The following is a 25,298-nucleotide window of genomic DNA, read 5'->3' as shown; positions in this document are numbered from 1 at the left end:
AAAGATAAACGATTGAAAACATATAAAATGAAGAAACTAATTATAGTGTTGACAGTTTTAGCAGGATTGAGCTCCTGTAAAAATCAAGATTTTGATGTCGATGCAACCTTAAAAAAAGCTGAAAAACAATTTTCGGTTTTGTTAGATGCGTCTTATGCCGAAAATAAAATACCAAGAAGCCTTGATGAACATGGAGAAATAGATTGGGCAAAACGAAAAATGGATTGGACGCAAGGGTTTTTTCCAGGTGCTTGTTGGAAATTATATGAGCATACACAAGATGCAAAATGGAAGGAAGGCGCAAACCATTTTCAGAATCTATTTGTTGATGCCAAAGACATTAACACAACCCACGATTTGGGCTTTATGTTTTATTGTTCTTTTGGAGAAGGTTATAAATTAACCAAAAACGAAGATTATAAACAGGTGGTTATTGATGCTTCAGAATCCTTAATTTCTCGATATGACTCTATAGTTGGTTGTATTAAAAGTTGGGATTTTGGTAAAGACAGATGGACGTTTCCAGTCATTATTGATAACATGTTGAATTTAGAAATGTTGTTTGAAGCTTCTATTCTAACAGGAGATGATAAGTATAAAAACATAGCAATAAACCATGCCAATACAACACTAAAAAATCATTTTAGAGAGGACTTTAGTACTTGGCATGTGGTAGATTATAATCCAGAAGATGGGTCTGTATTTAAAAAACTAACACACCAAGGGTTACATAATGAAAGCCGTTGGGCAAGAGGGCAATCTTGGGCATTATATGGTTATATCATGTGTTATCGTTACACAAAAGACCCTAAATATTTAGAGCAAGCCAAAAATATTGCTGCATTTGTAAAATCAAATTTACCAGAAGATTTTGTGCCTATTTGGGATTTTGATGTGAAAGACAAAGCTATCATGTACAAAGATGCGTCTGCTGCTGCTGTTTATGCCTCTGCATATTTAGAATTATATGGCTATACAAAAAACACAGTATATAAAGACTTGGCAGAAAGCATTTTAAAGTCCTTAAGTTCTGACCTTTACTTTTCTGCCTATGGCAAAAATGGCGGTTTTATATTAGAGCATAACGTTGGTAATTTTCCTAGGAACAGTGAAATTGATGTACCTATCAATTATGCAGATTACTATTATTTGGAAGGGCTTTTACGTTTAAAACACATTAATGAAGAATAAAATTGAAAGTATTAAAGTATTCAAGAATTATGAAATTTTAAAATATAATAGCACATCAAATCTATGAGAACTAACATCATATGCATAGCACTTTTGCAATGTCTGCTCTTAAGCTGTAATGGAACACTAAAAAATACAGTTCAAGTTCCAGAGCAATTGCGAGTTTCTGAAGGGTTCCAAAATCCTTTAGGTTTTTATGATGCTACACCTTCATTTTCGTGGAAATTATCCCAAAACGTTAAAAAGCAAACAGCATACAAAATTGCTGTAGCTTCAAAACCTGAATTGTTACCAAATCAACCAGATATTTGGAATTCAGGTAAGGTCACCTCAAATCAATCTACTTTTGTAAAATACGAAGGAAAACCTTTAAAATCAAGACAAAACGTATTTTGGCAAGTTCAATATTGGGATGAAAACGACAATCCATCAAATTGGAGTGAAATAGCCCAAATCGAAATGGGCTTATTATTCAATTCTGATTGGAAAGCCAAATGGATAAAAATTCCAGACCCAGAAGAATGGGATACTACACAATATGGCACACGATTATTCAGACCACAATATTTAAGAAACGATTTTAAATTAGATGCTGAAGTAAAAAAAGCACGATTGTATATTACTTCAAAAGGCGTGTTTCAAGCACAAATTAATGGACAAAAAATTGGAAATGATGTATTAACTCCAGGTTGGACCCCCTATCATAAACGCATTGAAACGCTAACCTACGATGTTACTAAAAATTTACAAAAGGATAAAAATACTATAGGGATTATGCTTGCTGAAGGTTGGTATTCAGGGAGATTTGGACCTACAAGAAGATGGGATACTGTAATTGCGCCCCCTCAATTAATTTGCCAGTTAGAAATTGAGGATATAAAAGGCAATGTAAAATCCATCATTACAGATGAAAACTGGAAAGCTACTAGAAAAGGACCAATTAGAACTGCAGGTTTATATGATGGCGAAGTGTATGATGCGAATTTTGAAATGCCAAATTGGAGTCAACCTCAATTTGATGACAGTACTTGGGAAACTGTTGAAACCGAAGATATAAATCCGAAAACTCAACTGTTTCCTAAAAAACACGCTACCTTAAAAAATAAAATGGAGTTACAGCCTGTTGAAATTGTGCAGCAAGAGGATGATAAAGTGTTATTCGATTTTGGACAAAATATGGTAGGCGTAGTTCGTTTAAATCTTCCAGTTAAAAAAGGAGATACTATCAAACTTCGGCATGGTGAAATGTTGGATTCAAAAGGTGCATTATTTACTAAGAACTTAGGTTCTGCAAAATCAATAGATTATTACATCTCAAAAGAAGATAAAGTAGTTACTTGGCAACCCACATTTACCTTTCACGGGTTTCGTTATGTAGAACTAAGTGGATTCAATTCAGCTTTCAAACCAAAAAAAGCTTGGGTAACAGGAGTTGTACAGTATTCCGATTTTGAAATGGAAGGTGAGTTTCAGTCCTCTCATGCTAAACTCAACCAATTGCATAGCAACATTCAATGGGGATTGAGAGGCAATTTTTTTGATGTGCCTTTAGATTGTCCACAACGTAGTGAACGTTTGGGTTGGACAGGAGATGCACAGGTATTTATACCAACTTCACTTTATTTATCAGAGACTCATGCGTTTTGGTCAGCTTGGTTAACAAGTATGAGAGAAGAGCAATTTGCCAATGGAGGTATACCTGTTGTTGTTCCAAATTTTACAGGAAAATTTGCACAAGCAGGGTGGTCTGATGCCTGTGCCATTGTACCTTGGGAATTGTATTTTAGAACAGGTGATAAAGGCGTTTTAGAAGATAATTATACGATGATGAAACGTTGGTGTGATTATCATACTTCTGAAGCTACAAATTACATCAGTCACATGTCTACAGTAGGTGATTGGTTACAACCCTATTCCCAACAAAAAGATGATAGAAGAGGCGATACGCCAAATACATTAATTTCTACGGCCTTTTACGCGCGGTCTGTTAAACTAACAATGAGAGCTGCTGAGATTCTAGGTTTCAAAGAAGATAAAAAGTATTACGAGCAACTTTTAGACTCAATTTCTAGGGCTTTTGAAAACGAATACTTCAATAATGAAGGTCAGATAAAACAACCTTACACACCAACACAAACAGGCTATTTACTAGCTTTAGGGTTTGATATTTTGTCACAAGAAACAGCAGATAAGGCTATACACTATTTGCTAAAAGAAATAGAAGCTACCGATAATCATCTAAGAACAGGATTTATAGGCACGCCTTTATTAGCGCCAGTTTTAGATAAAACAGGTCATACCGATAAATTGTTTGAAATTTTATTCAAAGAAACTTATCCCTCTTGGTTTTATAGCATCAATCAGGGCGCTACCACCATGTGGGAACGTTGGGATGGATATACTCACGATAAAGGTTTTGCCAATAGAGCTTTATCGTTTAATCATTACGCTTATGGCGCCATTGGGCAATGGATGTACGAGCGCATTGCAGGAATTTCACCTTTAGAAGCAGGCTATAAAAAGATTTTATTTGCGCCTATGCCTCACTTAAAATTGAATGAAGCTTCAGGGAGTTATCTATCTCAATTTGGTAAGATTGAGTCGTTGTGGAAGTTTGTAGGTGATAGTTTTATTTACAATATTAGTATACCACCAAATACAAGTGCTAAAATCAAAATCCCAAAGTTTAGTAAAAATTTGCTAGATGTAACACTTAATGGAAAAAGCACAAAGTTCGAGATAGACGGGGATACCTTAATTTGGGATAACATAGATAGTGGTACTTATCAATTAATATATAAAAATGCAAAGTAAAAAGTCAGTATTTATTATTTGTTTTTTAATGGTTGCATTTAGTGTGATGGCTCAAGACCATAAAAAACCAAATGTTATTCTTATATCAATTGACGACTTAAATGACTGGGTAGGATGTTTAGGCGGACATCCGCAAGTAAAAACACCAAATATAGATAAGCTGGCTGCTCAAGGAATGCTTTTTACCAATGCACACTGTCAGTCCCCAGTTTGCAATCCGTCAAGAGCAAGCATGATGACCTCTTTGTACCCAAGTACAAGCGGAATATATTTTTTAAATCCCGACCTTGCAGAGTCGGAGGTAGCTAGAAAGAACCAACTAATGCCACAAAGGTTTCAGGAGGAAGGATATTTTGTAACAGGAGCCGGGAAATTGTTTCATAATGCAGGTGGAATAAATGAAAAATATGTTCCAAATTATGGCGGTAACTTTGGTGGATTTGGTCCTTATCCTAAAGAAAAATTGACTGCGTTTTCGGGACATAAGCTCTGGGATTGGGGTGTTTTTCCTGATAGTGATGAACAAATGCCCGATTATAAAATAGCCAATTGGGCGGTAGAACAACTTCAGCAGCAACACAACAGAGCTTTGTGGTTAGGTATTGGGTTTTTCAGGCCTCATGTGCCTCAGTATGCTCCACAGAAATGGTTTGATATGTATCCCATCGAAACCCTTCAATTACCTGCAACCATTCAAAACGATTTAGATGATATCCCTCAATATGGAATTGATCTTACTCGAAAAAAGCATGTGGCTCCTACCTACCAATGGTCACTTGAAAATAATGAATGGAAACCACTAGTGCAATCGTATTTAGCCTGTGTAAGCTTTATTGATGCTCAAGTAGGTAAGGTGTTGGATGCCATTGAGGCTGGAGGTTATACAAGCAACACCTATATTGTTTTGTATAGCGACCACGGATTTCATTTGGGTGAAAAGGAACGCTACGCCAAACGGAGCATTTGGGAAGATGGAACCAAAATACCTCTTATAATTGCTGGTCCTGAAATTGAACCAGGTAAATGCACAAAACCGGTTGAGCTTATAGATATTTACCCTACTTTACTAGCTCTTACAGGGCTTGATTCTGATGCTCTACATGAAGGGAATTCTTTAGTACCCTTACTTAGAAACCCCTACGCAAATTGGTCACATTATGCCCGAACAAGTTTTGGTCCGGGTAATTATGCTATAGTATCAGAACAGTACCGGTATATAAACTATAATAATGGTACTGAAGAGTTTTACGACCATGCAGATGATCCTAAAGAATGGTATAACCAAATAAACAACCCCATATATAAAGAACAAATAGCTTTACATAAACAGCAGGTACCTAAGAAACATCATGTTGTACTTGGAGAAAATTCAACAGGACACAGAGCATACAATGCTGCCGGGGGAAACAAAACGAAAAAAAAATAGAATTGTTAAATATGAGAAAATACATTTTACTAATTAGTTTGTCTATAATTTTTTGTCTTGTAACTTCAGGTCAAACAGAATCAACCGAACTAGAGCAAAACTTTAAAAACCCACCTGCATCAGTGAAACCGCGTACTTGGATGCATGCTATAGATGGCAATATGACCAAAGAAGGACTCACCAAAGATTTGGAAGCCATGCAACGTGTGGGCATTGGAGGTGTTTTATTATTTAATATCGACCAAAAAATCCCAGATGGAAAAATAAAATACGCCAGTCCCGAACACCACGAAATGCTAAAGCATGCTGCTGCAGAATGTGAACGTTTGGGTTTGAGTTTTGGTGTGCATAACTGTGATGGGTGGTCATCAAGTGGAGGTCCTTGGATTAGCCCTGAGCAAAGTATGAAGATGGTAGTTTGGAATGAGTTACAAGTGAAAGGAGGCGATATTGATGTGCAACTACCGCAGCCTACCAAGCGCAATGATTTGTATAAAGATATTGCCGTATTGGCTTATCCTGCTTTTGCTTCAGAATTGGACGATCTGAAAAATCAGCCCGTCATTAGCTCTTCAAATCCTCAATTGAAGACTGAAATATTAACAGATAATCAATTGGATGGACGTGAGGTGCTTTCAAAGAAAGAGAAAGATTTACCTTGGCTCATGTATGCTTATCCTAAAGCCAAAACCATTCGTTCGGTACTCATCGTATGTAATCAGCGTGACCCCATAGCCACTCTACAAGTGTCTGATAATGGTATTGATTTTACAGATGTACGTGATTTATATACCGTTCGTACGGGAAAACGAGAGTGGACCATCAATGATAGTTTTGAGCCCGTAACAGCTAAATATTTTAAAATTACCTTTAACCAAACCATGTCATTTCAAGAGGCTAAACTCTCTGCTACGCAAAGCATCCATAATGTGATGGGGCGCATCAGTATGGGACGCACTGAAGATGTGAAAATGACACCTATCGGTCAGCCCTCAGCGGATATGATTATCAATCCAGAGCAAGTTCTTGACTTAAGTGAGTACTTACAAGCCGATGGCACATTGAAGACCACTTTGCCCGAGGGCGACTGGACCATTTTACGTTTTGGATACACTTCTACAGGAGCTTACAATAACCCAGCATCAGATTCTGGTCGTGGTTTGGAGTGTGATAAATTTAACCGTCCTGCCTTGAAAAAGCACTATGATGCTTTTGTGAAAAAGGTGGTAGAAAATACCAAAGCTTTGGCCCCTAATGCGATGCAGTACTCAGAGATCGATAGCTACGAAATGGGTGGGCAAAACTGGACCGATGACTATGAGCAACTGTTTAAGGAAAAGTATGGCTATGATATCATTGACTTTTTGCCGCTTTATGCGGGACGCTTTGTGGAGAGTCCTGAAGTGTCTAATGCTGTGCTGTGGGATGTGCGCCAGTTTAACTGTGACTTGATGACCGAAAACTACTTTGGCTATTTTGCTGAGCTGTGTAGGGAAGATGGCATTCAGAGTTACATAGAACCTTACGGATTTGGCCCTGTGAATGATTTGGATGTAGGTGCGAAAGCCGATATTAATATGGGTGAATTTTGGATGGGGCGCGAAATGACCATGGTGCAATCGGCCGTGTCTGCTTCACATATTTATGGTAAAAAGGTGACCTCGGCAGAGTCTTTTACCTCTAACCCGCAGATTAACTGGAAAGGGCACCCTGCATTGGCCAAGACCTCGGGTGATTTAGCGTGGGTCTATGGTATCAACGAGTTTATGTTTCACCGTTTTACCCACCAAGCCAACCCTAATGTGGCACCTGGTATGACGATGGGGCGTTGGGGTTTTCACTTCGACCGTGTGCAGCCGTGGTGGGATAATGCAGGTACTGCGTGGTTTAGCTATATGATGCGCGGACAGTATTTGTTGCGTCAGGGCGTGCCAGTGTCTGATTTCTTGGTGTTTGTAGGCGACGGATCACCTAACTCGGTATATTTGCGCAAGGATTTTGAACCAACCATTCCTGCAGGAACCAATTTCGATTGTAGCAATGCGGATGTGTTGATCAACCGTGTCAGCCTTAAAAATAAAACGATGGTATTGCCCGAAGGCACCACGTACAAGGCTTTGGTGCTTAAAAACAGCAAAGTACTCAGCTTGAAAAGCTTACAGCGTATTTACGAAATAGCCCAGGCGGGTGTACCTGTGATAGGAGAAATGCCTCAGCAAGCGGCGGGCTACTTGCATACAGCTGAGCAAAAAGCCTTGTTTGCACAAACCTTAGCCTCGCTTACCGCTTTACCTAATGTCTATGCTGGTTTTGCTTGGCAGCAAATGATGGAACAAGAAAGTATCAGTTCTGACTTTAGTATTAAAGGGCGCGAAGATATTCCATTTATCCACCGTGCTGATGCCAATTTAGATATTTACTTCTTCTTTAATCCAGATTCGTCAAAACAACGCTTTGAATGTAGTTTTAATGTGAATGGGAAGATTCCAGAATTGTGGAACCCTATGAATGGTGAAGTGGTGAAGACTGCTCAGTTTATTCATGAGGATGGAAAAACAAAAGTATGGATTAATTTGGAAGGAGAAGAGTCGGTATTCGTAATCTTTAGATCTTCATCAAAAGGTGTGTCTGGTGTTACTAATATTGATAAAATAGCAAAAGCGTCATATTCCTTAACAGTGAATAATAAGCTACAGGAAGAAAAGGAAACAGAAAGTATAGCTTTAGCTTTTGAAAATGATTGGACAGTAACCTTTCCGAGTTTAAGATTAGAAGAAAAAAGTTTTAAATTTAGTGAATTGATAGATTGGTCTAAACATGATGTGGAAGGCATAAAATATTATTCAGGAACGGCTATTTATGAAAATGAATTTAAGCTTTCTAATAAACAACTGATTAATAATCAACGTTTTATGTTGTATTTAGGAAAGATAAGCATTGCGGCCAAAGTTGTCATTAATGGAACAGACCTAGGCGTTTTATGGATGCCTCCTTTTGAATTGGATATAACTGAAGTGTTAAAAAAGGGTAAGAATACCATAAGTTTAGAAGTGACCAACCAATGGACCAACCGGCTTATAGGAGATGAACAATATCCTAACGAAACGAACTTTGATCGTAATGCTGAGGTAATGCCTTATTGGTTTTTAAACAATGAGCCAGCGCCTTTAAAACAACGTTCTACGTTTACAATTACAAATTTTTACGGACGAGATAAAACCTTATTACCAGCAGGTTTAATTGGTCCAATTACAATAAAAACAACCAAGAAAATAATCATAAAATAATTTAACTAAACCTGTTCAAATAGTAAATATAAAACTAGCTTTACTCATGAAAAAAAAATCATATTATCAACCAAAATTGTTGTTACTTCTTGTATTTACCCTTCTATGTTCGTGCAATGAATCGAAGAGTCAACAAATTTCAGAACAGAATTACGACATCATAAAATCTGGTTTCGTAAAACCAACAGAAGATAATACCATTTGGTGTTATTGGTATTGGATTAATGATGATATATCAAAAGATGGAATCACCAAAGACTTAGAAGCCATGAAAAAAGCAGGTATTGGTGGCGCTTTAATTGGTAATATAAACCCGGCACATAAAGATGGAAAAGTGCCTATGTTGAGTGAAGATTGGTGGAGTCATATGGTACACGCTGTTGTAGAGGGCAAACGTATTGGTGTAGACATTGGTATTTTCAATTGCCCTGGTTGGAGTCAAAGTGGTGGTCCTTGGGTAGATTATACCAAAGCTATGCGTTATTTAACTTATAGTGAAATAAAGGTTTCAGGAGGTAAAGCGTTAACATTATCATTAAAGAAGCCAAAAGAAAAGTTTCAAGATACGCATACCTTCGCGTTCAAATCTTCAGATGTTGAAAAACGAAGCACACAATTTATTCCCACAAAAATTACTGCTAACTGGAACGACGTTGATGTAAGTGTTTTGTCTGATGGCAACAAGGAAGCAGATACCAGCTTTGAACCAAAAAAGGGAAAAACTTTAGAAATTAGTTTTGACCTTGCAGAAGCGATTACAGCACGTTCTATAACTATCATTCCAAGTAGAGCGTTTAAATGTAATATGAGTTTATTTGCTGTGATTGATGGTAAAGAGAAATTAGTCAAAGAATTTCATTTTGACCGTTTTCGTATTACACCTAATGTAGCTTCGATTGAAACAGGAGATTTTGCTACCATACTTCCAGAAAAGAAAGCGAAGCAGTTTGTACTAAAATGTAGCAACTTTATAACCCAGAGAAATACAGGCTTTGGTTTTGCCGAAATTACTATTTCTGAAGCACCGGTTCTAGATAAATACATAGAGAAACAATTGGGTAAAATGCATTCTACACCAAAACCTGATTGGGATACTTACATTTTTGGAAGACAAGAAGCTCTTAAAGACAAGAGTTTTACCGTTAACCCAAATGAAGTTATCGATTTGAGTGATAAATTGGATGAAAACGGCGTTCTTAATTGGGATGCACCAGAGGGGAATTGGACGATTATGCGCATGGGAATGACCCCAACAGGAACAAAAAATGCACCAGCTGCTCCTCAGGGTGTAGGTTATGAAATCGATAAAATGAATAGTGGTTTGGCACAGTATCATTTCGACAATTTTGTAGGTGAATTTTTAAAACGTATTCCCGAAGAAAGCAAATCTGCTTTTAAATATGTTGTGGCAGATAGCTACGAACAAGGCTCTCAAAACTGGACCGATGGTTATGAAGTAAAGTTCAAGGAAAAATACGGTTACGACCCTGTCCCTTTTTTGCCAGTACTTTCTGGTAGAATTGTAGGAAGTGTGGAATTATCCGAACGCTTTCTATGGGATTTACGTCGTTCTATTGCAGATGATGTGGCCTATGAATATGTAGGAGGCCTTAAAAAAGCAAGTAACAAACACAACTTAAAAACTTGGTTAGAAAATTACGGGCATTGGGGGTTTCCTAGTGAATTTATGATGTATGGAGGACAGTCTGATTTAATTGCTGGCGAGTTTTGGAATGAAGGCACATTAGGTAATATCGAATGTAAAGCATCATCTTCTACAGCACATACTTATGGTAAACCCATTACTTCCGCAGAAGCATTTACTTCATCAAGAAGAGCCTATTTAAGGCATCCAGCCATGTTAAAAAAGCGTGGTGATTGGGCGTTAACTGAGGGTATCAATCATTTTGTACTGCATTTGTACATTCAACAACCAGATGATAACAGAAAACCAGGAATGAATGCTTGGTTTGGTACAGAATTTAACCGTCACAATACTTGGTTTAGTCAAGCAGATACGTATTTTGATTATTTACGCCGTTGTCAGCATTTGTTACAACAAGGCAAATACGTAGCTGATGTTTGTTATTTTATTGGGGAAGATGCGCCTATTATGACTGGAGGTAGAATTCCAGAAATTCCAAAAGGCTATTCGTACGATTATATCAACGCAGAAGTAATTATAGATAGACTTTCTGTTAAGGATGGACGTTTTGTATTGCCAGATGGCATGAGTTATAAAGTCATGGTGTTACCTCCTTTTAAAACCATGCGTCCAGAATTATTGACCAAATTAGAACAATTAGTGGCACAAGGCGGAATAATTTTAGGACCAAAACCAGAAAAATCACCGAGTTTAACAAATTATCCTGCATCTGATAACACAGTAAAAGATTTAGCAAATAAAATGTGGAATGCCAATTATGTTGACGGCAAAATGAAAACCACGTATGGAAAAGGAAAAATTTGGGATGGCTATGAATTATCTGAAGTTTTTGCTGATTTAAATTTAGCTGAGGATGTTGAGGTTGATGCAGATGCACCTATTTTATGGACGCATCGTAATTCAGCAGAAATGGATATTTATTTCATATCAAACCAAAGTGATAAAAAGCTAAACATAGCTCCAGTTTTTAGAACTGATAAAAGTTTAAAACCACAATTGTGGAATGCACTAACTGGAGAAATTAGAGATTTACCAGAATATGAAATAACTCCAAATGGAATTAAAGTGCCATTACAATTTGAAGGGGCTCAAAGTTGGTTTGTCGTTTTTAATAAAGAAGCTAAAACCGATAATGGATCTAATTTTCCTGAATACAAACCGTTAGTAACCTTAGATGAAGACTTTAAAGTCGATTTTAAAAATAAAGAGATTGGACCAAAAGAAACTCTTGTATTTAACAAGCTACAAGATTGGTCAACTTCAGATAATGAACAAATCAAATTTTATTCAGGCACAGCAACATATACCAAAATTTTTACCATTAACGAACTTCCTGAGAACCAAGAAATGTACATCAATTTAGGAGAAGTATCAGTAATGGCTAAAGTAAAATTAAATGGAAAAGCTATTGGAGGTGTTTGGATGGCGCCTTACCGATTAAATATTTCCGAAGCCATTACAAAAGGTGAAAATACTTTAGAAATTGAAGTGGTAAATCTTTGGAGAAATCAATTGATTAGAGATAAATCCCGTGCAGCAGATGAAAAATACACTTGGATAGTTATCGATAAAATCACCCCTGAATCTCCTTTACAAAAATCAGGATTGATTGGACCAGTGGTTATTGAATCCACAAATTATTAATTATAAAAAATTAACTCATGAATACAAAATTAACTGTGTTTGTTTTCTTTTTGATTGCGATAACATTACCCACTTTTAGTCAACAAACAATAGACCTTGCAGGTCAATGGCAGGTAAAATTAGATCCTAAAAACAAAGGTGTTGAAGAGCAGTGGTTCAATGAAAAATCATTTTCCGATGTTATAACACTTCCTGGTTGTATTCAGGAACAAGGTTATGGTGATATTCCTGGTCCTAATACACCTTGGTATGGTAATACGGAATGGGCAGGTACAGGAGGATTGAATGGTTGGGGACCCGATTATCTGAGTAAGTACAAAGAGCAAGGGATATTTAAAATGCAACATTTTTTGAATCCCGATCGTCACTTTATTGGACCTGTTTGGTACAGTCGAAGCATTAAAGTACCTGAGTCTTGGGAAGGTAAACCACTATCGGTTTCCTTTGAACGTGTTCATTGGGTATCACAACTATGGCTAAATGGCAAAGAAGTTGGGGAGGCGACAAGTTTGGCTGCACCTCATCAATATAATTTAGGGCAGTTAACACCCGGTTCTCACAACATAACTATTCGTGTAGATAATTCCGAATATGTGCATATGGGCTATAATGCACATTCTGTTTCTGAGCAAACTGCAGGTACTTGGAATGGTATTGTTGGTGCTATTAAATTAACATCACATCCTAAAGTTTGGATTGAAAAATTTACGGTTTCGCCTAAACCTGTTGATGGCATGCTCAAAGTTAGCCTTCAATTGGGAAAAACTGAAATGGCAAAAGGCAAATGGGAACTCATAGTAGATGCTGTTGGTACAAGTGAAGGCAACAAGCACAACCCTGAACCATTAATACTTAAAGGACGCGTGGATGATATTGATGGTGAGCTGATTCATATTGACTATCCGATGACAGAACAAGCTTTACTGTGGGATGAATATGAGCAAAATCTATACGAAATTGAAGCTAAATTGAAAACAAAAAAATCGAGCGATTCCCGCAAACTTACTTTTGGTTTGCGAGATATTACAGTAGATGGTATGCATTTTAGTGTAAATGGATTCAAAACCTTTATCCGTGGTAATAACGACTGTGCGGTGATGCCAGCAACAGGATATGCCCCTATGGATGTGGAGTCGTGGCGAAAAGTATGGCGCACCTACAAAAACTTTGGACTAAATCTAGCCCGTTTTCATTCTTGGACGCCACCAAAAGCCGCATTTGTTGCTGCCGATGAAATAGGAATTTATATGGCACCAGAAGTAGGCGAGTGGGGAACTGTTAACAAAAAGAGTCAATTTGAATTTATGCGTGCCGAAGCAAAACGAATAATAGATGAATTTGGTCATCATCCCAGTTTTGTTATGATGGGACTTGGCAATGAATATGATGGCAATCACGAATTTTTTACTGATGTTGTTAAGGAATGGAAGGCTTACGATAACTCTAAACTTTATATGGTTAAAGCCAATTCGTGGAGTCCAGAAGAGGCCGATTATCAGGTACAAAGGGGTATATGGCCAGAACGCACCACAAAACTTCGCTATCAATTTGGCTGGCCACCAACGCCAAAACGAACAGAATACAACCTTACACCTCCAAATACTGCTATTGATTGGCGCGAAGCATCTTTAACATTTAAAGTCCCTGTAATGTCTCATGAGATAGGGCAAATATGTACCTATCCAGATATTGATGCAGAATTAAAAAAATATACAGGCTATCTTAAGGCAGATTACCTAGAAATTGCTAAAGATCAACTTAAAGAGCGTGGTATGTACGAGCTACTTCCCCAAATTGTAGAATCTTCTGGACAATGGCAGGTAGAACTTATTAGAGAATCTTTTGAGGCAGCCTATAGAACACCAAATTTAGCCGGATTTCAGTGGTTATCATTAGCTGATTTTACAGGGCAAAGCAGTGCGCCAGTGGGGTTAACAGACCCTTTTTATGACCCTCGTTCCTATGTTAACCTCGAATATATCCGCCAATGGAGTGCTCCAACAGTACTTTTAGCACGCATGCCAAAACGAGTGTTAACACAAAGTGAAACCTTCAAAGCTAGTATAGAAGTGACGCATTTTGGTAAAGAAAAGCTTGTCCTTAATGATTTGATTGCTACACTTCGTTCAGATGATGGTACAATAGTAAAAACATGGAAACTTCCTAAAAAAACGTTTACACAAGAGAGCGCACAGTCAATCGCTTCAATTGAATTGGCTTTGGGAAGTATTGCTGCTCCGGCCAAACTCAACTTGCAATTGGAGTCTAAAGCGAATAAGCTTATCAATGATTGGAATATTTGGGTTTATCCTGATGAGAAAGTTGAAACATTCCCTGTAAATGTTCATGTTGCCAAAGCCTGGAACGAGGAGACGCAAAAACGTCTTGAAGCAGGAGAAACTGTATTGTTATTACCACAAATTGGAGACATGAAAGGTAATTTACCATCCTGTTTTACCAACCATTTCTGGACAGCGATTGGAGATGAAGGAGGGCAATCTTCGGCTTCTGGTATGCTAATAAACCCTAAGCATCCTCTTTTTGCTCAATTCCCTACAGATGACCATGTGAACTGGAACTGGTGGGATATTTTGAACCATGCACAGCCCATGATTTTAGACTCATATGATTCTAAAAACCCTTGGCCAAAGGCTTACCGCTCATTGGTTCAACCTGTAGATTCATGGAAAATCAATCGTAAGCTTGCGCTTGTAGCCGAGGCCAAAGTAGGTAAAGGAAAATTGCTTATTTGTAGTATCGATATTGAAAGTGATTTAGAGAAACGACCAGCCACACAGCAATTCCGTAAGAGTTTAATAGCTTATTTAAAGTCTTCCGATTTTAATCCACAGTGGCAAATAGAGCCTAAATCTATTTCGGAGGTCTTTGAAAAAGAATCTGGTCCTGCTAAAAAAATTGATTATAAGTCTAATGCTTTACCTATAGATAATTAAATGTTTACAGATGCATGAATCATTTAAAAACTTAGATAAGTGTATGTTTCTTGTATCGATTAAACATATTTTAAGTAAATTTAATAGAGCGGTTAGTTAATGATTTAAGTGGTGGTTCATATGGCTAAGCCAAGTGGGAAAGTTGGTTAATTTGAAATGAAATTTTAGTTAAAAATTTAAGAATATACTGAAAAATAGTATTTTCAAAAATGGATTCGACTTAATCGGAAATAGATAAATAGCTCAAATTTTTAATTGTCCATCAAAATCAGATAAAATTTTTTAAAAATTCTAAAATCAGAAAAAAATAAGTACACGAATGAAACAACTAAAGGCGTTTAATATTGTATTATTAACACTTGCATTAGGTATAGTAAGCTGTAAAACAAAACAAGCAGATAAACAACAACAAGCTCAAGAAGTAACTGCAAAACCGAACATCATTTTTATTTTGGCAGACGATTTAGGTTATGGCGATGTGGGTTTTAATGGGCAAGACAAAATAAAAACTCCTAATATTGATAAGCTAGCTGCAAACGGAATGATTTTTACCAATCACTACACAGGGTCTTCAGTTTGTGGGCCTTCACGTGCTGTGTTAATGACTGGCAAACACACAGGGCACAGCACAGTAAGAGGCAACCCAAGATGGACAGCCAGTGGTACTCCAGTAGATATTAATGCAGAAGATGTTACTGTGGCAGAAGAATTGAAACGAGCAGGTTATACCACTGGAATTGTGGGGAAATGGGGCTTAGCAGAAAACTTGGCAGATGGTTTACCCAACAAACAAGGGTTTGATTATTTCTACGGATTCAATCAGCACTCACCAGCTCATCATTATTATCCTGAAAGTATTTTTGAAAACGAGAAGAGAATTACTTTAGATGGTAATAATCCTCAAACTAAAGATGGGCAACACATTCATTATTTAATAACAGAAAAAGCAACTGAATTTATTGATAAAAACCATAAAGAACCATTCTTTTTGTATTTATCCTACACCATGCCTCATTTTGAGTTAACCATACTTGAAAAAGAAAAAGAACAGTACAAGAATTTAGGTTGGCCAAAGCGAAAAATGAAACCAGGGCATTATCGTCATGATGAAGATGGCCATATTACTTATGCAGCAATGGTTTCTACCATGGATAGGGATATTGGAAATCTTGTTAAACAGTTAGAAAATCTTGATGTGGCTGACAATACCTTAATCGTTTTTACGAGTGATAATGGACACGAATATGATGATCTAAAAAATGAGTTTTTTAATAGCAATGGCGATTTTAAAGGGCATAAACGCGATTTGTATGAAGGTGGTATTCATACGCCTTTTGTAGCCTATTGGCCTAATCAAATTAAAGCAGGTTCAACAACCCATCATATTTCTGCGTTTTGGGATTTTTTACCAACGGCATGCGAATTGGCAGGTATAAAACCATCTGATAAAATTGATGGTATTTCATATTTACCTACACTTTTGGGACAAAATGATAAACAACAAAAACATGATTATCTCTATTGGGAATTTAACGAAAGGGAAGGGCCAATACAAGCCGTTAGACAAAACAATTGGAAGGCTGTTAAGTTCGATCAAAAGCCTGTTGAGCTTTACGACTTAAATCAAGACATCAGTGAGCAAAATAATATTGCAGACAAGCATCCAGAAAAAGCCAAGGAGCTACTTAGCTTTATTAATAATTCTAGAACCGAGCATCCGGAATTTCCTTTGGTAAAAAAGACGTTAAAGAAGAAATAATTCAAATTCAATATAAAAATTTAAAAATAAGATATGCGATTACTTATAGCAATTTCAGTAATTATAGTAACGATATTTACTTCTTGTGGTAGCCAGCCACAAAAAAACAAAAGCACTTCACCAGCAACAAAACCTAACATCATAGTTATAAATGTAGATGATATGGGCTGGCGAGATGTTGGTTTTATGGGTAGTGAATATTACGAAACACCAAATATTGATGCACTTTCTGCCAAAGGTATGGTGTTTACAAATGGCTATGCGGCATCAGCCAATTGTGCACCAAGTAGAGCTTGTTTAATGACTGGGCTATGGACGCCTCGTCATGGAATTTATACCGTTAATTCTTCTGAAAGAGGACAATCTAAAGACCGTAAAATAATTCCAACAAAAAATACCAAAACACTAGATGCTAAGTTTACTATAATTCCTGAAATCTTAAAACAAAATGGTTACTCAACCTGTCATGCAGGCAAATGGCATTTAAGTCATAATCCTTTAGAATATGGTTTTGATGTTAATATAGGTGGTGGTCACAATGGTTTGCCTACAAGTTATTATCCTCCCTATAAAAATGTGAAGATTGAAAAAGGTAATAGCCAATATTTAACCGATTTGGTAATGGAAAAAGCTATAAAATTTGTGGATACGATGTCGTCTCCATTCTTTTTGTACTATTCACCTTATGCAGTGCACACACCCATAATGCCTGTGGATAGCTTATTGCCCAAGTACAAAAATAAAAAGCCTTGGAATGGTCAAGGAAATCCAGAATATGCTACCATGGTTGATAATTTGGATAGAAACATAGGCTTGTTAATACGTAAATTAAAAGAAAAAAAAATATTCGATAACACCTTAATTGTTTTTACTTCAGATAATGGTGGCTTGTACGGTATCACAAAACAAAAACCATTAAGAGCAGGAAAAGGCAGTTATTACGAAGGTGGCATTAGAGAGCCATTTTTCTTTGTTTATAACAACAAAATTAAACCCAACACAAAAAGTGAAGTGCCCATTACCAATCTTGATATTTTTCCAACAATTTTAAAATATGCAGGAGTTGAAGACTCCCAACTAGAATTGGATGGTAATAATCTGTCTTCAGTATTAGAAGGCAAAGCAGAAACGTTTGAGCGACCATTATTTTGGCATTTTCCAATTTATTTGCAGGCATACAATAAAAAAGATAATGAAAATAGAGACCCCTTATTTAGAACACGTCCTGGTTCTGTAATTAGAAAAGGCGATTGGAAACTTCATTATTATTTTGAGGATGATGGTATTGAGTTGTATAATCTATCGGAAGATGTGGGTGAACAAAATAATCTGGCATTAATAAATCTAGAGAAAAAAGATGAGTTATTAGGGCTTCTCAGAAACTGGTGGGAACAAACCAATGCGCCCATTCCAACAGCGTTAAATCCTGAATATAAAAGTAAGTAGTTGTGAACTCCCACTTTTAATATCTAAAAAAAACAATGATCCTGTCTATATATGAAATACGATTTAGATAATTATTCAATGATATTTTTACTTGTCTAAAAAAAATAAACTTTTTAGACAAGTTGCTAAATTTAGTAGTAATATGAAATGATAAGATTAGGATTAAACATCTTTCTTAAATTCTCATGATAGTGCAGGATAGTTTAAATGACTTCAAGATTTATTTTTAGCCTTTACTAACAAATATAAATAAAAAGATATGCAAGCAATATTAGGTGTTATATTTCACTCCATAGGTGGAATTGCGTCGGGTAGTTTTTACATGCCCTTCAATAAGGTAAAAGGATGGGCATGGGAAAGCTACTGGATTGTTGGTGGTTTAATGTCATGGCTTATTGTACCACCATTGGCAGCCTATTTAACTGTTCCTGGATTTTTGGATATCATAGCAGCAGGTTCCAGTACTATTGTAGGCTTTACCTTTTTAATGGGGTTACTCTGGGGTGTTGGAGGTTTATCCTACGGACTAGGAGTTCGTTATTTAGGAATGTCTCTAGGTAATTCTGTGGTTCTAGGTTTTTGTGCCGCTTTTGGAGCTATTGTACCTTCTATTTACTATAATTTTAGTCCTGCTGAAGGGAAAGTGTCTTTTACAGACATGTTAGGATCCTCAGGGGGGCAGATAGTTTTATTAGGTGTTTTGGTTTGTCTTTTAGGTATTGGTCTATGTGGAAGAGCAGGTATTTTGAAAGAAAAAGAGCTGTCTGAAGAAGAAAAAAAGAAATCTGTTTCAGAGTTTAATTTAGTAAAAGGATTAGTAGTTGCTATTCTTTCGGGTATTTTAAGTTCCTTTTTCAGCTTTGGTATTGAATCTGGAAAGCCTCTTGCAGATGCAGCGGTGGAAGCAGGTTACGATCATTTGTTTGCTAATAATGTAACTTTTGTTGTTATTTTATGGGGCGGTTTAATAACCAACTTAGTTTGGACAACCATATTGAGTATTAAATATAAATCGTATAAAGATTTTACCAATAAAAAAACACCTATACTAAATAATATACTTTTTTCTGCAATGGCAGGAACCATTTGGTTTTTACAATTCTTTTTCTACGGGATGGGTGAAAGTAAACTAGGTAGTGGTGCTAGTTCATGGATTTTACATATGTCTACCATTATTTTAACAGCAAATTTCTGGGGTATTTACCGTAAAGAATGGAAAGGCGTTGCAAAGAAGACTAAATTAACTATTACAGCAGGAATTGTGGTAATTTTATTATCTGTGGTTTTGGTTGGAATTGGTAATTCTATCTAGATTATATTACATTTTATACCTGAAGCTTCAGGTTAGTTTTAAACATGATATAAAATAAATTAGGAATAGTTTATTTTATATCATGTTTTTGTTTTTAGAAAATTCAAATCAGTTATTATAATTTTCAGGGTAGTCACATCTATAAACAAAGGACTTTCTAACGGCATTTCTATTTGTTTTTTATAAGTAAGTGATATTCTTTAGAATGACATTTCACTAAATTACACAGGCCAGTGCAGGATAATCAACTTCGTGATATTTTATATTTTTCCACAAGTAAATGAATATAAAAGTTGGTTTTAAAATAATGACATATCAAACATCAAAACTCTATCTGCTACTTTTTACAGCTTTGATTATTTTCTCTTGTAAGAATAAAACACCTGTAAAGATTGAAGCCCCAAAACCTAATCTGCTTTTTATTTTTGCAGACCAATACAGACAAGCCTCTTTGGGTTTTTTAAATGAAGATCCTGTTTACACACCAAATATTGATAAACTTGCTAAAGAAGGTGTTTTTTTTAGTGAAGCTGTGGCAAACAACCCATTATGCAGCCCTTACAGAGCTATGCTGATGACAGGGCGTTATTCGCTATCAACAGGTGTTGTAGAAAATTGCAATTCCCAAAGAACAGAGTTCGGTAACTATTTAAAGAAAGATGAAATTTGTATTTCAGATGTTTTAGTAGCCAATGGTTATAGTGCAGGTTATGTAGGGAAGTGGCATTTAGATGGCCCAGTACCTACGCCTCCCGGTGTTAAACGGGTTTGGGATACTTGGTGTCCTCCAGACAGACGCCATGGATTTTCGTTTTGGTATGCTTATGGTACACATAACAGGCATAATGATCCGTATTATTGGACCACTGATGGTGGAGAAGAAGATAAGGTGTACCCAAAACAATGGTCTGCAGAGCATGAGGCTAATGTTGTTATTAATTATTTAGAAAATAATGATAACCAGCGTAAAACGGATGCCTCATTCGTATTGTTTTGGTCTATTAATCCACCACATACACCGTTTAAACAAGTACCAGAGCGTTACAAAAAACGCTACGAAGGTTTAGATTATAAAGAAGTATTGAATCGCCCAAATGTTCAGTTTACAGATAATCACGATTTAAAAAGAGGCGATCATGGTGTAGAAGCAAGATTAAAGGAAGCCAAGGATTATTTTGCTTCGGTGAATGGCGTTGATGACCAAATTGGTCGTATTATCAAAACTTTAAAGGCAAAAGGGTTATACGAAAACACCATTATTGTGTTTTCTGCAGACCATGGCGAAATGTTGGGAAGCCAAGGTCTTATGCATAAAAATGTTTGGTTTCATGAAGCCTATAGAATTCCACTTATAATACATTACCCTAAAAAAGTAAAGCCAAAAACAGAAGATTTGTTGATTTCTGTACCCGATTACATGCCTACGCTGTTAGGGCTTATGGAATTAGAAGATGAAATTCCGGATGTAGTTGAAGGTATTAATTATTCTAATGTCTTTTTTAACAAAGAAGTAAAACGACCAGAAAAGCAATTGTACTTTGGTGGAAAAAGTTTTGCGTCTAAAGGAGATGCTCGAGGTTTTAGAACAAAAGAATATACCTATGCTGTGGTAAAGGGAGAACATAATGAAAAGTTTCATTATCTCTATCATGATGCTGAAGACCCTTATCAAATGACTAATATTTGGGGTAAAAATCCTGAGCTAGACCAAAAAATGGAAACAGAATTAGCAACATTGTTAACCGCTATGAATGATTTTTGGTAAACCCTTAAACTACAAATGAAAACAAACCGTCGAAATTTTATAAAAGGCCTTTCTAGTGTTGGGTTATTCAGTTTATCCTATCCTTTACTATCATCATGTATAAGTGATAAAGACGTATTGACTGCGAGAATCACAAAGATTGAATTTTATCAATACAACATCAATATTCCGCGTTATTTTTCTTTTGGTACGTGGTTAAATCGTCAACATTTATTCATGAAAATAAGTGCAGGTAGTTATTATGGATGGTCCGAAATTCCTGCTTCCAGAAACAATCCTGAGGTCGATTTAAGTCTTTGGGTTAATTATGTAAAACAATTCAAGGGTTTAAGTATTCTGGAAGCCCAAAAGCTTTTAAAATCGCAACAAGTAAAAGGCTCAAAAACGTCTTTTAAGTATTTAGAATTGATGGATATGGGCTTGCTGGATTTGGCGGGTCGTTTGCAAAATAAACCTTCAATTGAATTATTAGGGTTACATCAAAAAGAAGCAGTTCCAGGCTTGTATTGTATTTTACATAAAGATGAAGTTAAAGTCCGTGAAGAGGCTAAAAAAAGTTTGAAGCAAAACCTAGGGCATCACATGAAATTTAAAATGTATGGTGATGTTGAGATAGATTTAAAGTTACTGCGGATTATTCGCGAGGTTTTAGGTGAAGAGGCTGTGGTGATTTCTGATGTTAATAAAGGCTATAAAAAATGGAAATCGCTTGAAGAATTGGCTGAGATTTTGAATACTTTTAGAGAAAATGGACTTAATGCCATTGAAGACCCAGCACCATTAAGTACTGAGCAATGGATTGCACTTCAAAACATGACTGGAGATTTAGATTTAATTCCAGATGCTCCCATGCGTCCAGCTTGGGAAGGTGTAAACAAACTACAGAAAGGCATGGGGCGCATTATAAATTTACATCCTTCAACCATGGGAAGTTTTACACACACGGCTCTGTTAGCAAACAAAGTTAAGGAGATAGGCGCCAAAGTTATGATTGGTGATGATAGTTTAGTGGGGCCAGCCTGTTCTGCGTGGCAACAAATTGCCATTGGAGCAGGAGCGACTTGGGTAGAGGCCATTGAGAAACAAAAAGACTCAGAGGGTTATCTCAAGTGCATCGTCAACTCCGCTACTAAAAAAGAGAACAACGGGTATTATACATTAAACCCAAAACCAGGTTTTGGTTTAGAGTTGGACGAAAAAGGACTAAAAACAATTTGTAGCCGTTATATTGCTGTGTAAAGACGGAAAAGAAATTTTACACTTCCCTTAATGTTGCATCCTTATTAATTTAAATAATCTTTTTAAGGACTTGGTTTTTTTTGTTGCAATTAAACTGTATAAAGAATTAACTGTAAATAATAATTTTGTTGTTTTATAAAAATGAATAAATCTACCCTATTAAAATGCACGTTATTTGCCATTATTACTATGAGTTTAGCGGAAGCTCAGGTGAAGTTGTTTACTGATTTTACAAATGAAAAATCAAGGAAATTGCCTATTCATGATATATGGAGTGTTGCCAATAGAATTAGTCCAACAGAGGGTTCAAATGTTCGTGAAGGATTAAAAATGAACATTGTAAGGATGATTGGTGGTATTAAAAAAGACGTTAGTGGAGTGCCTCAAAAAGATTTAGATTTCGACCCATGTTTGTATGATTCAATCAATAAGGTTTATGTTTACAGGTGGGAACCTCTTATTGAAAGATTAGATAAGCTCATAAATTCGCATACAGAAATTTTTCAAATTGCTTTAGATCAGCCACCATGGGCTTTTCAGCATGGTTATATATTTATTCCAAATGAAGAAAGGGATAGTGTTAACTTTCGCGAACATGAAAAAATGTCAAAATATGGCAACTCGCTTCCTCCTGCTAATAAACAAGCTTACCATGATTTTATAAAGGCATTAATGATTAAATTGGTTGAAACTTATGGAAAAGAGAAAGTTCTGTCATGGCGTTTTAGAGTAGGTTCAGAAATAGAGACTCCAGAACATTGGTATGGTACCAAACAGGATTTTATTGAGCATTTTGCAAATACCGAAAGTGCCGTGAGATCTGTTTTGCCAGAGGCGTTGATAGGTTTACATACCAGAGAGCCTGGGTTTTTAAAAAAAGGGAAAAAGTTAAATTATAAGGGAGAACCTTTTGCTTCTTTTATAGAAGACCTCATAGATTATAATTACGCCAATAACATTAAGTGTGACTTTTGGGGGCTTTCAAACTATATAACAATTGATGACACTGAAGACCGAGATATGAGAAGCAAGTATTCCAAGATTTTTGCACCGCTCATTAATAATCCAAAATGGAACCCAGAGACTACAATAGATCTCATGGAATATAGTACTGTAACAACAATGAATGGAGCTGATGGTAGAGGGGTACTGGTTAATTGTGAAACCTCACATAGAGACATTTTAGAGTTGGCTTACTCCAATATGTTTTACAAGAATAGAGACAAAGGTTTAAGGTTTATTTACAGGTGGTCCAATGGAATTGGAAGTGAAGACCCAGCGGGCATTAAAGAGTTGAAAAATATGTTGGGTTTGATTCGTTATGAAACTAGTGTAATTGGAAACCCAAATACTTCTACCAACGAAATGGATGCTATTTTTGCAAGAAATGCCACGAAAAATGAGTACGATGTTTTAGTTTACAATTACAATAGTAATTCACTTGACTATAGAAATAGCGAACCAATAGTTGTTTCCTTTATTACAGATTTACCAGTAGGAACGAAGCTGTATTACAGAAGTAAGTCCTACGGCAAAGCGAACAACAAACTTCAAAACTTTTTAGTTAATAACTCAAATTATGTGAAAAGTGATTTTGACAATAAAGGAGCTCCGCATCGTACTTTAACGCGTGAAGGATATAAAGCCTATAAACGTTATTATAACCCTAACTCTAGTGTGTTTACAGAATGGAAAAGTGTAATTACTACAGTAAGAAAAGATGGTAAGTCTGGATCTGAAGTTACTGTAAAAACAGAGATCAGGTCTTTTGCTTTCGAGAAATTTGAGTTTACTCCCTACACAATTCTACGTCCTTAAACTCTACATGCGCTGTAACATCGCCAGAATCGCTAGTGCCATAAGCACCATATCTCGTGTAAACTCTTTCGGTAGTATGGTTATGTTCAATATAAGTTTCAGAGTCACCTACTTTTATTTTTGAAAACGCAGTACCATCGGAATCATAGCCTGTTTCGTATGAAAAAGCGTATTCTTGATTGTAATTCAATGTAATAAAATCTTTTACATCTCTTGCGCCGCCAGTGTCTGAGGTATAAGGATTAATGGTAATATGTATTTCAAGTTGCACGTTGTTATTAGCGCCTTTTTTCGCGTAAATTAAAAATTGAGCGCTTCGGTTCGAGCTTCCAGCTTCTAAGCCTTTTAAAATATTACCGCCAGCATGAGACTGGATTATACAGGTGTTACCATCACTTAAATCAATTATTTTGAATGAACCAGAAAGTATGGTTTTTTTGTTATTGCCCTGAGTGATGTTCTTAAAAAATCGTTCTACTCTAGTTCTCGTACCATCATAGCGTATTGCGCCACCAGAAATCTTATAACTGCCCCAAGCATCTGCTACATTTTCGTAGCCTCCAACAGTATTATCGGTTCTACAATCTAATGTGCCTTTATTGTTAGGGTTTGAAACATCTTCGCAAGACTGTGACTGTGAAGCACTTGGTCCCAGATCTGGAAAGTCAGAAGCCTCATCGCAGTTCTGATTATTAGTCGGTGTGGTATCCTTTGGCTCTTCAGTTGTAGGTTCTTCTTGTTGTTGTTCATCTAAAGAAGAAGAATCGTTAGAGCAAGCTAAAATAATAACAAGCAGTATTCCTAGCGCAAAAAAAACAGTTTCTGGCATTCTAGGTTTTATCATAATACTTTTCATTTTTAGATAAAAGTTTGTCAAAAATACGCATTCATTCATAAATATTATCCTGCAATGTGCTGATTTATTTGTAATAATCATGTAGGTGCAGGATAATATAATTCTGCCATTATATTACCTT

General features: G+C 36.3%; 13 protein-coding genes. 12 read left to right on the top strand and 1 reads right to left on the bottom strand.

The window, feature by feature from the left end; all coding sequences use genetic code 11:
• Positions 1–27 precede the first annotated feature (27 nt).
• From E1J38_RS01520 to E1J38_RS01465, 12 genes are all read left to right on the top strand, one after another.
• Positions 28–1,191, top strand: a complete 1,164-nt coding sequence (locus E1J38_RS01520; protein WP_133354579.1) for a glycoside hydrolase family 88 protein — start codon at positions 28–30, stop codon at positions 1,189–1,191.
• Positions 1,192–1,254: 63 nt separating this feature from the next.
• Positions 1,255–4,005, top strand: a complete 2,751-nt coding sequence (locus tag E1J38_RS01515) for an alpha-L-rhamnosidase (protein WP_133354581.1) — start codon at positions 1,255–1,257, stop codon at positions 4,003–4,005.
• Positions 3,995–5,431 carry a sulfatase gene (locus E1J38_RS01510; RefSeq protein WP_133354583.1) on the top strand — a complete coding sequence of 479 codons (1,437 nt, stop codon included), beginning with the start codon at positions 3,995–3,997 and terminating at the stop codon, positions 5,429–5,431. Before E1J38_RS01515 ends, E1J38_RS01510 begins: the two co-directional genes overlap by 11 nt.
• 11 nt (positions 5,432–5,442) lie before the next feature.
• Positions 5,443–8,718, top strand: a complete 3,276-nt coding sequence (locus tag E1J38_RS01505) for a glycosyl hydrolase (RefSeq protein WP_133354585.1) — start codon at positions 5,443–5,445, stop codon at positions 8,716–8,718.
• A 46-nt stretch (positions 8,719–8,764) separates the two neighbouring features.
• A complete protein-coding gene (locus E1J38_RS01500; protein ID WP_133354587.1) occupies positions 8,765–12,028 on the top strand; it encodes a glycosyl hydrolase in 3,264 nt (1,087 codons plus the stop codon).
• A gap of 17 nt (positions 12,029–12,045) precedes the next feature.
• Positions 12,046–14,982 (top strand): DUF8487 domain-containing protein, encoded by a 2,937-nt coding sequence (locus E1J38_RS01495; protein ID WP_133354589.1) that lies wholly within the window; start codon positions 12,046–12,048, stop codon positions 14,980–14,982.
• Between the two features lie 319 nt (positions 14,983–15,301).
• The gene (locus tag E1J38_RS01490) at positions 15,302–16,741 is read left to right on the top strand and encodes an arylsulfatase (RefSeq protein WP_133354591.1); all 1,440 of its coding nucleotides are present in this window, start codon (positions 15,302–15,304) and stop codon (positions 16,739–16,741) included.
• A gap of 33 nt (positions 16,742–16,774) precedes the next feature.
• Entirely contained in the window at positions 16,775–18,187 is a 1,413-nt protein-coding gene (locus E1J38_RS01485; protein WP_133354593.1) for a sulfatase, read from the top strand.
• Positions 18,188–18,446: 259 nt separating this feature from the next.
• On the top strand, positions 18,447–19,499 hold the full coding sequence (rhaT, locus tag E1J38_RS01480) for an L-rhamnose/proton symporter RhaT (RefSeq protein WP_133354595.1): 1,053 nt from the start codon (positions 18,447–18,449) through the stop codon (positions 19,497–19,499).
• Positions 19,500–19,779: 280 nt separating this feature from the next.
• Entirely contained in the window at positions 19,780–21,264 is a 1,485-nt protein-coding gene (locus tag E1J38_RS01475; RefSeq protein WP_133354597.1) for a sulfatase family protein, read from the top strand.
• Between the two features lie 15 nt (positions 21,265–21,279).
• Entirely contained in the window at positions 21,280–22,503 is a 1,224-nt protein-coding gene (locus E1J38_RS01470) for a mandelate racemase/muconate lactonizing enzyme family protein (protein WP_133354599.1), read from the top strand.
• 141 nt (positions 22,504–22,644) lie between these two features.
• A complete protein-coding gene (locus tag E1J38_RS01465) occupies positions 22,645–24,321 on the top strand; it encodes a GH39 family glycosyl hydrolase (protein ID WP_133354601.1) in 1,677 nt (558 codons plus the stop codon).
• Here E1J38_RS01465 and E1J38_RS01460 read toward each other — a convergent pair.
• Positions 24,293–25,177: a hypothetical protein gene (locus E1J38_RS01460; protein ID WP_145774259.1), complete on the bottom strand. Its 885-nt coding sequence runs from the start codon at positions 25,175–25,177 to the stop codon at positions 24,293–24,295. The genes E1J38_RS01465 and E1J38_RS01460 overlap by 29 nt on opposite strands.
• Positions 25,178–25,298 lie beyond the last annotated feature (121 nt).

Origin of the sequence: Seonamhaeicola sediminis, assembly GCF_004358095.2 — a bacterium.
Classification (GTDB): domain Bacteria; phylum Bacteroidota; class Bacteroidia; order Flavobacteriales; family Flavobacteriaceae; genus Seonamhaeicola; species Seonamhaeicola sediminis.
The sequence above is the reverse complement of the archived record's forward strand: the minus strand, read 5'-3'. Positions and strand labels throughout refer to the sequence as shown.

What these genes read in the sequence shown, in the direction of transcription:
- E1J38_RS01465 (WP_133354601.1), top strand. Translation starts at nt 22,645, where the DNA reads ATGAATAAATCTACCCTATTAAAATGCACGTTATTTGCCATTATTACT.
- E1J38_RS01460 (WP_145774259.1), bottom strand. Translation starts at nt 25,177, where the DNA reads ATGAAAAGTATTATGATAAAACCTAGAATGCCAGAAACTGTTTTTTTT.
- E1J38_RS01500 (WP_133354587.1), top strand. Translation starts at nt 8,765, where the DNA reads ATGAAAAAAAAATCATATTATCAACCAAAATTGTTGTTACTTCTTGTA.
- E1J38_RS01485 (WP_133354593.1), top strand. Translation starts at nt 16,775, where the DNA reads ATGCGATTACTTATAGCAATTTCAGTAATTATAGTAACGATATTTACT.
- E1J38_RS01515 (WP_133354581.1), top strand. Translation starts at nt 1,255, where the DNA reads ATGAGAACTAACATCATATGCATAGCACTTTTGCAATGTCTGCTCTTA.
- E1J38_RS01490 (WP_133354591.1), top strand. Translation starts at nt 15,302, where the DNA reads ATGAAACAACTAAAGGCGTTTAATATTGTATTATTAACACTTGCATTA.
- E1J38_RS01505 (WP_133354585.1), top strand. Translation starts at nt 5,443, where the DNA reads ATGAGAAAATACATTTTACTAATTAGTTTGTCTATAATTTTTTGTCTT.
- E1J38_RS01510 (WP_133354583.1), top strand. Translation starts at nt 3,995, where the DNA reads ATGCAAAGTAAAAAGTCAGTATTTATTATTTGTTTTTTAATGGTTGCA.
- E1J38_RS01520 (WP_133354579.1), top strand. Translation starts at nt 28, where the DNA reads ATGAAGAAACTAATTATAGTGTTGACAGTTTTAGCAGGATTGAGCTCC.
- E1J38_RS01475 (WP_133354597.1), top strand. Translation starts at nt 19,780, where the DNA reads ATGAATATAAAAGTTGGTTTTAAAATAATGACATATCAAACATCAAAA.
- rhaT (WP_133354595.1), top strand. Translation starts at nt 18,447, where the DNA reads ATGCAAGCAATATTAGGTGTTATATTTCACTCCATAGGTGGAATTGCG.
- E1J38_RS01495 (WP_133354589.1), top strand. Translation starts at nt 12,046, where the DNA reads ATGAATACAAAATTAACTGTGTTTGTTTTCTTTTTGATTGCGATAACA.
- E1J38_RS01470 (WP_133354599.1), top strand. Translation starts at nt 21,280, where the DNA reads ATGAAAACAAACCGTCGAAATTTTATAAAAGGCCTTTCTAGTGTTGGG.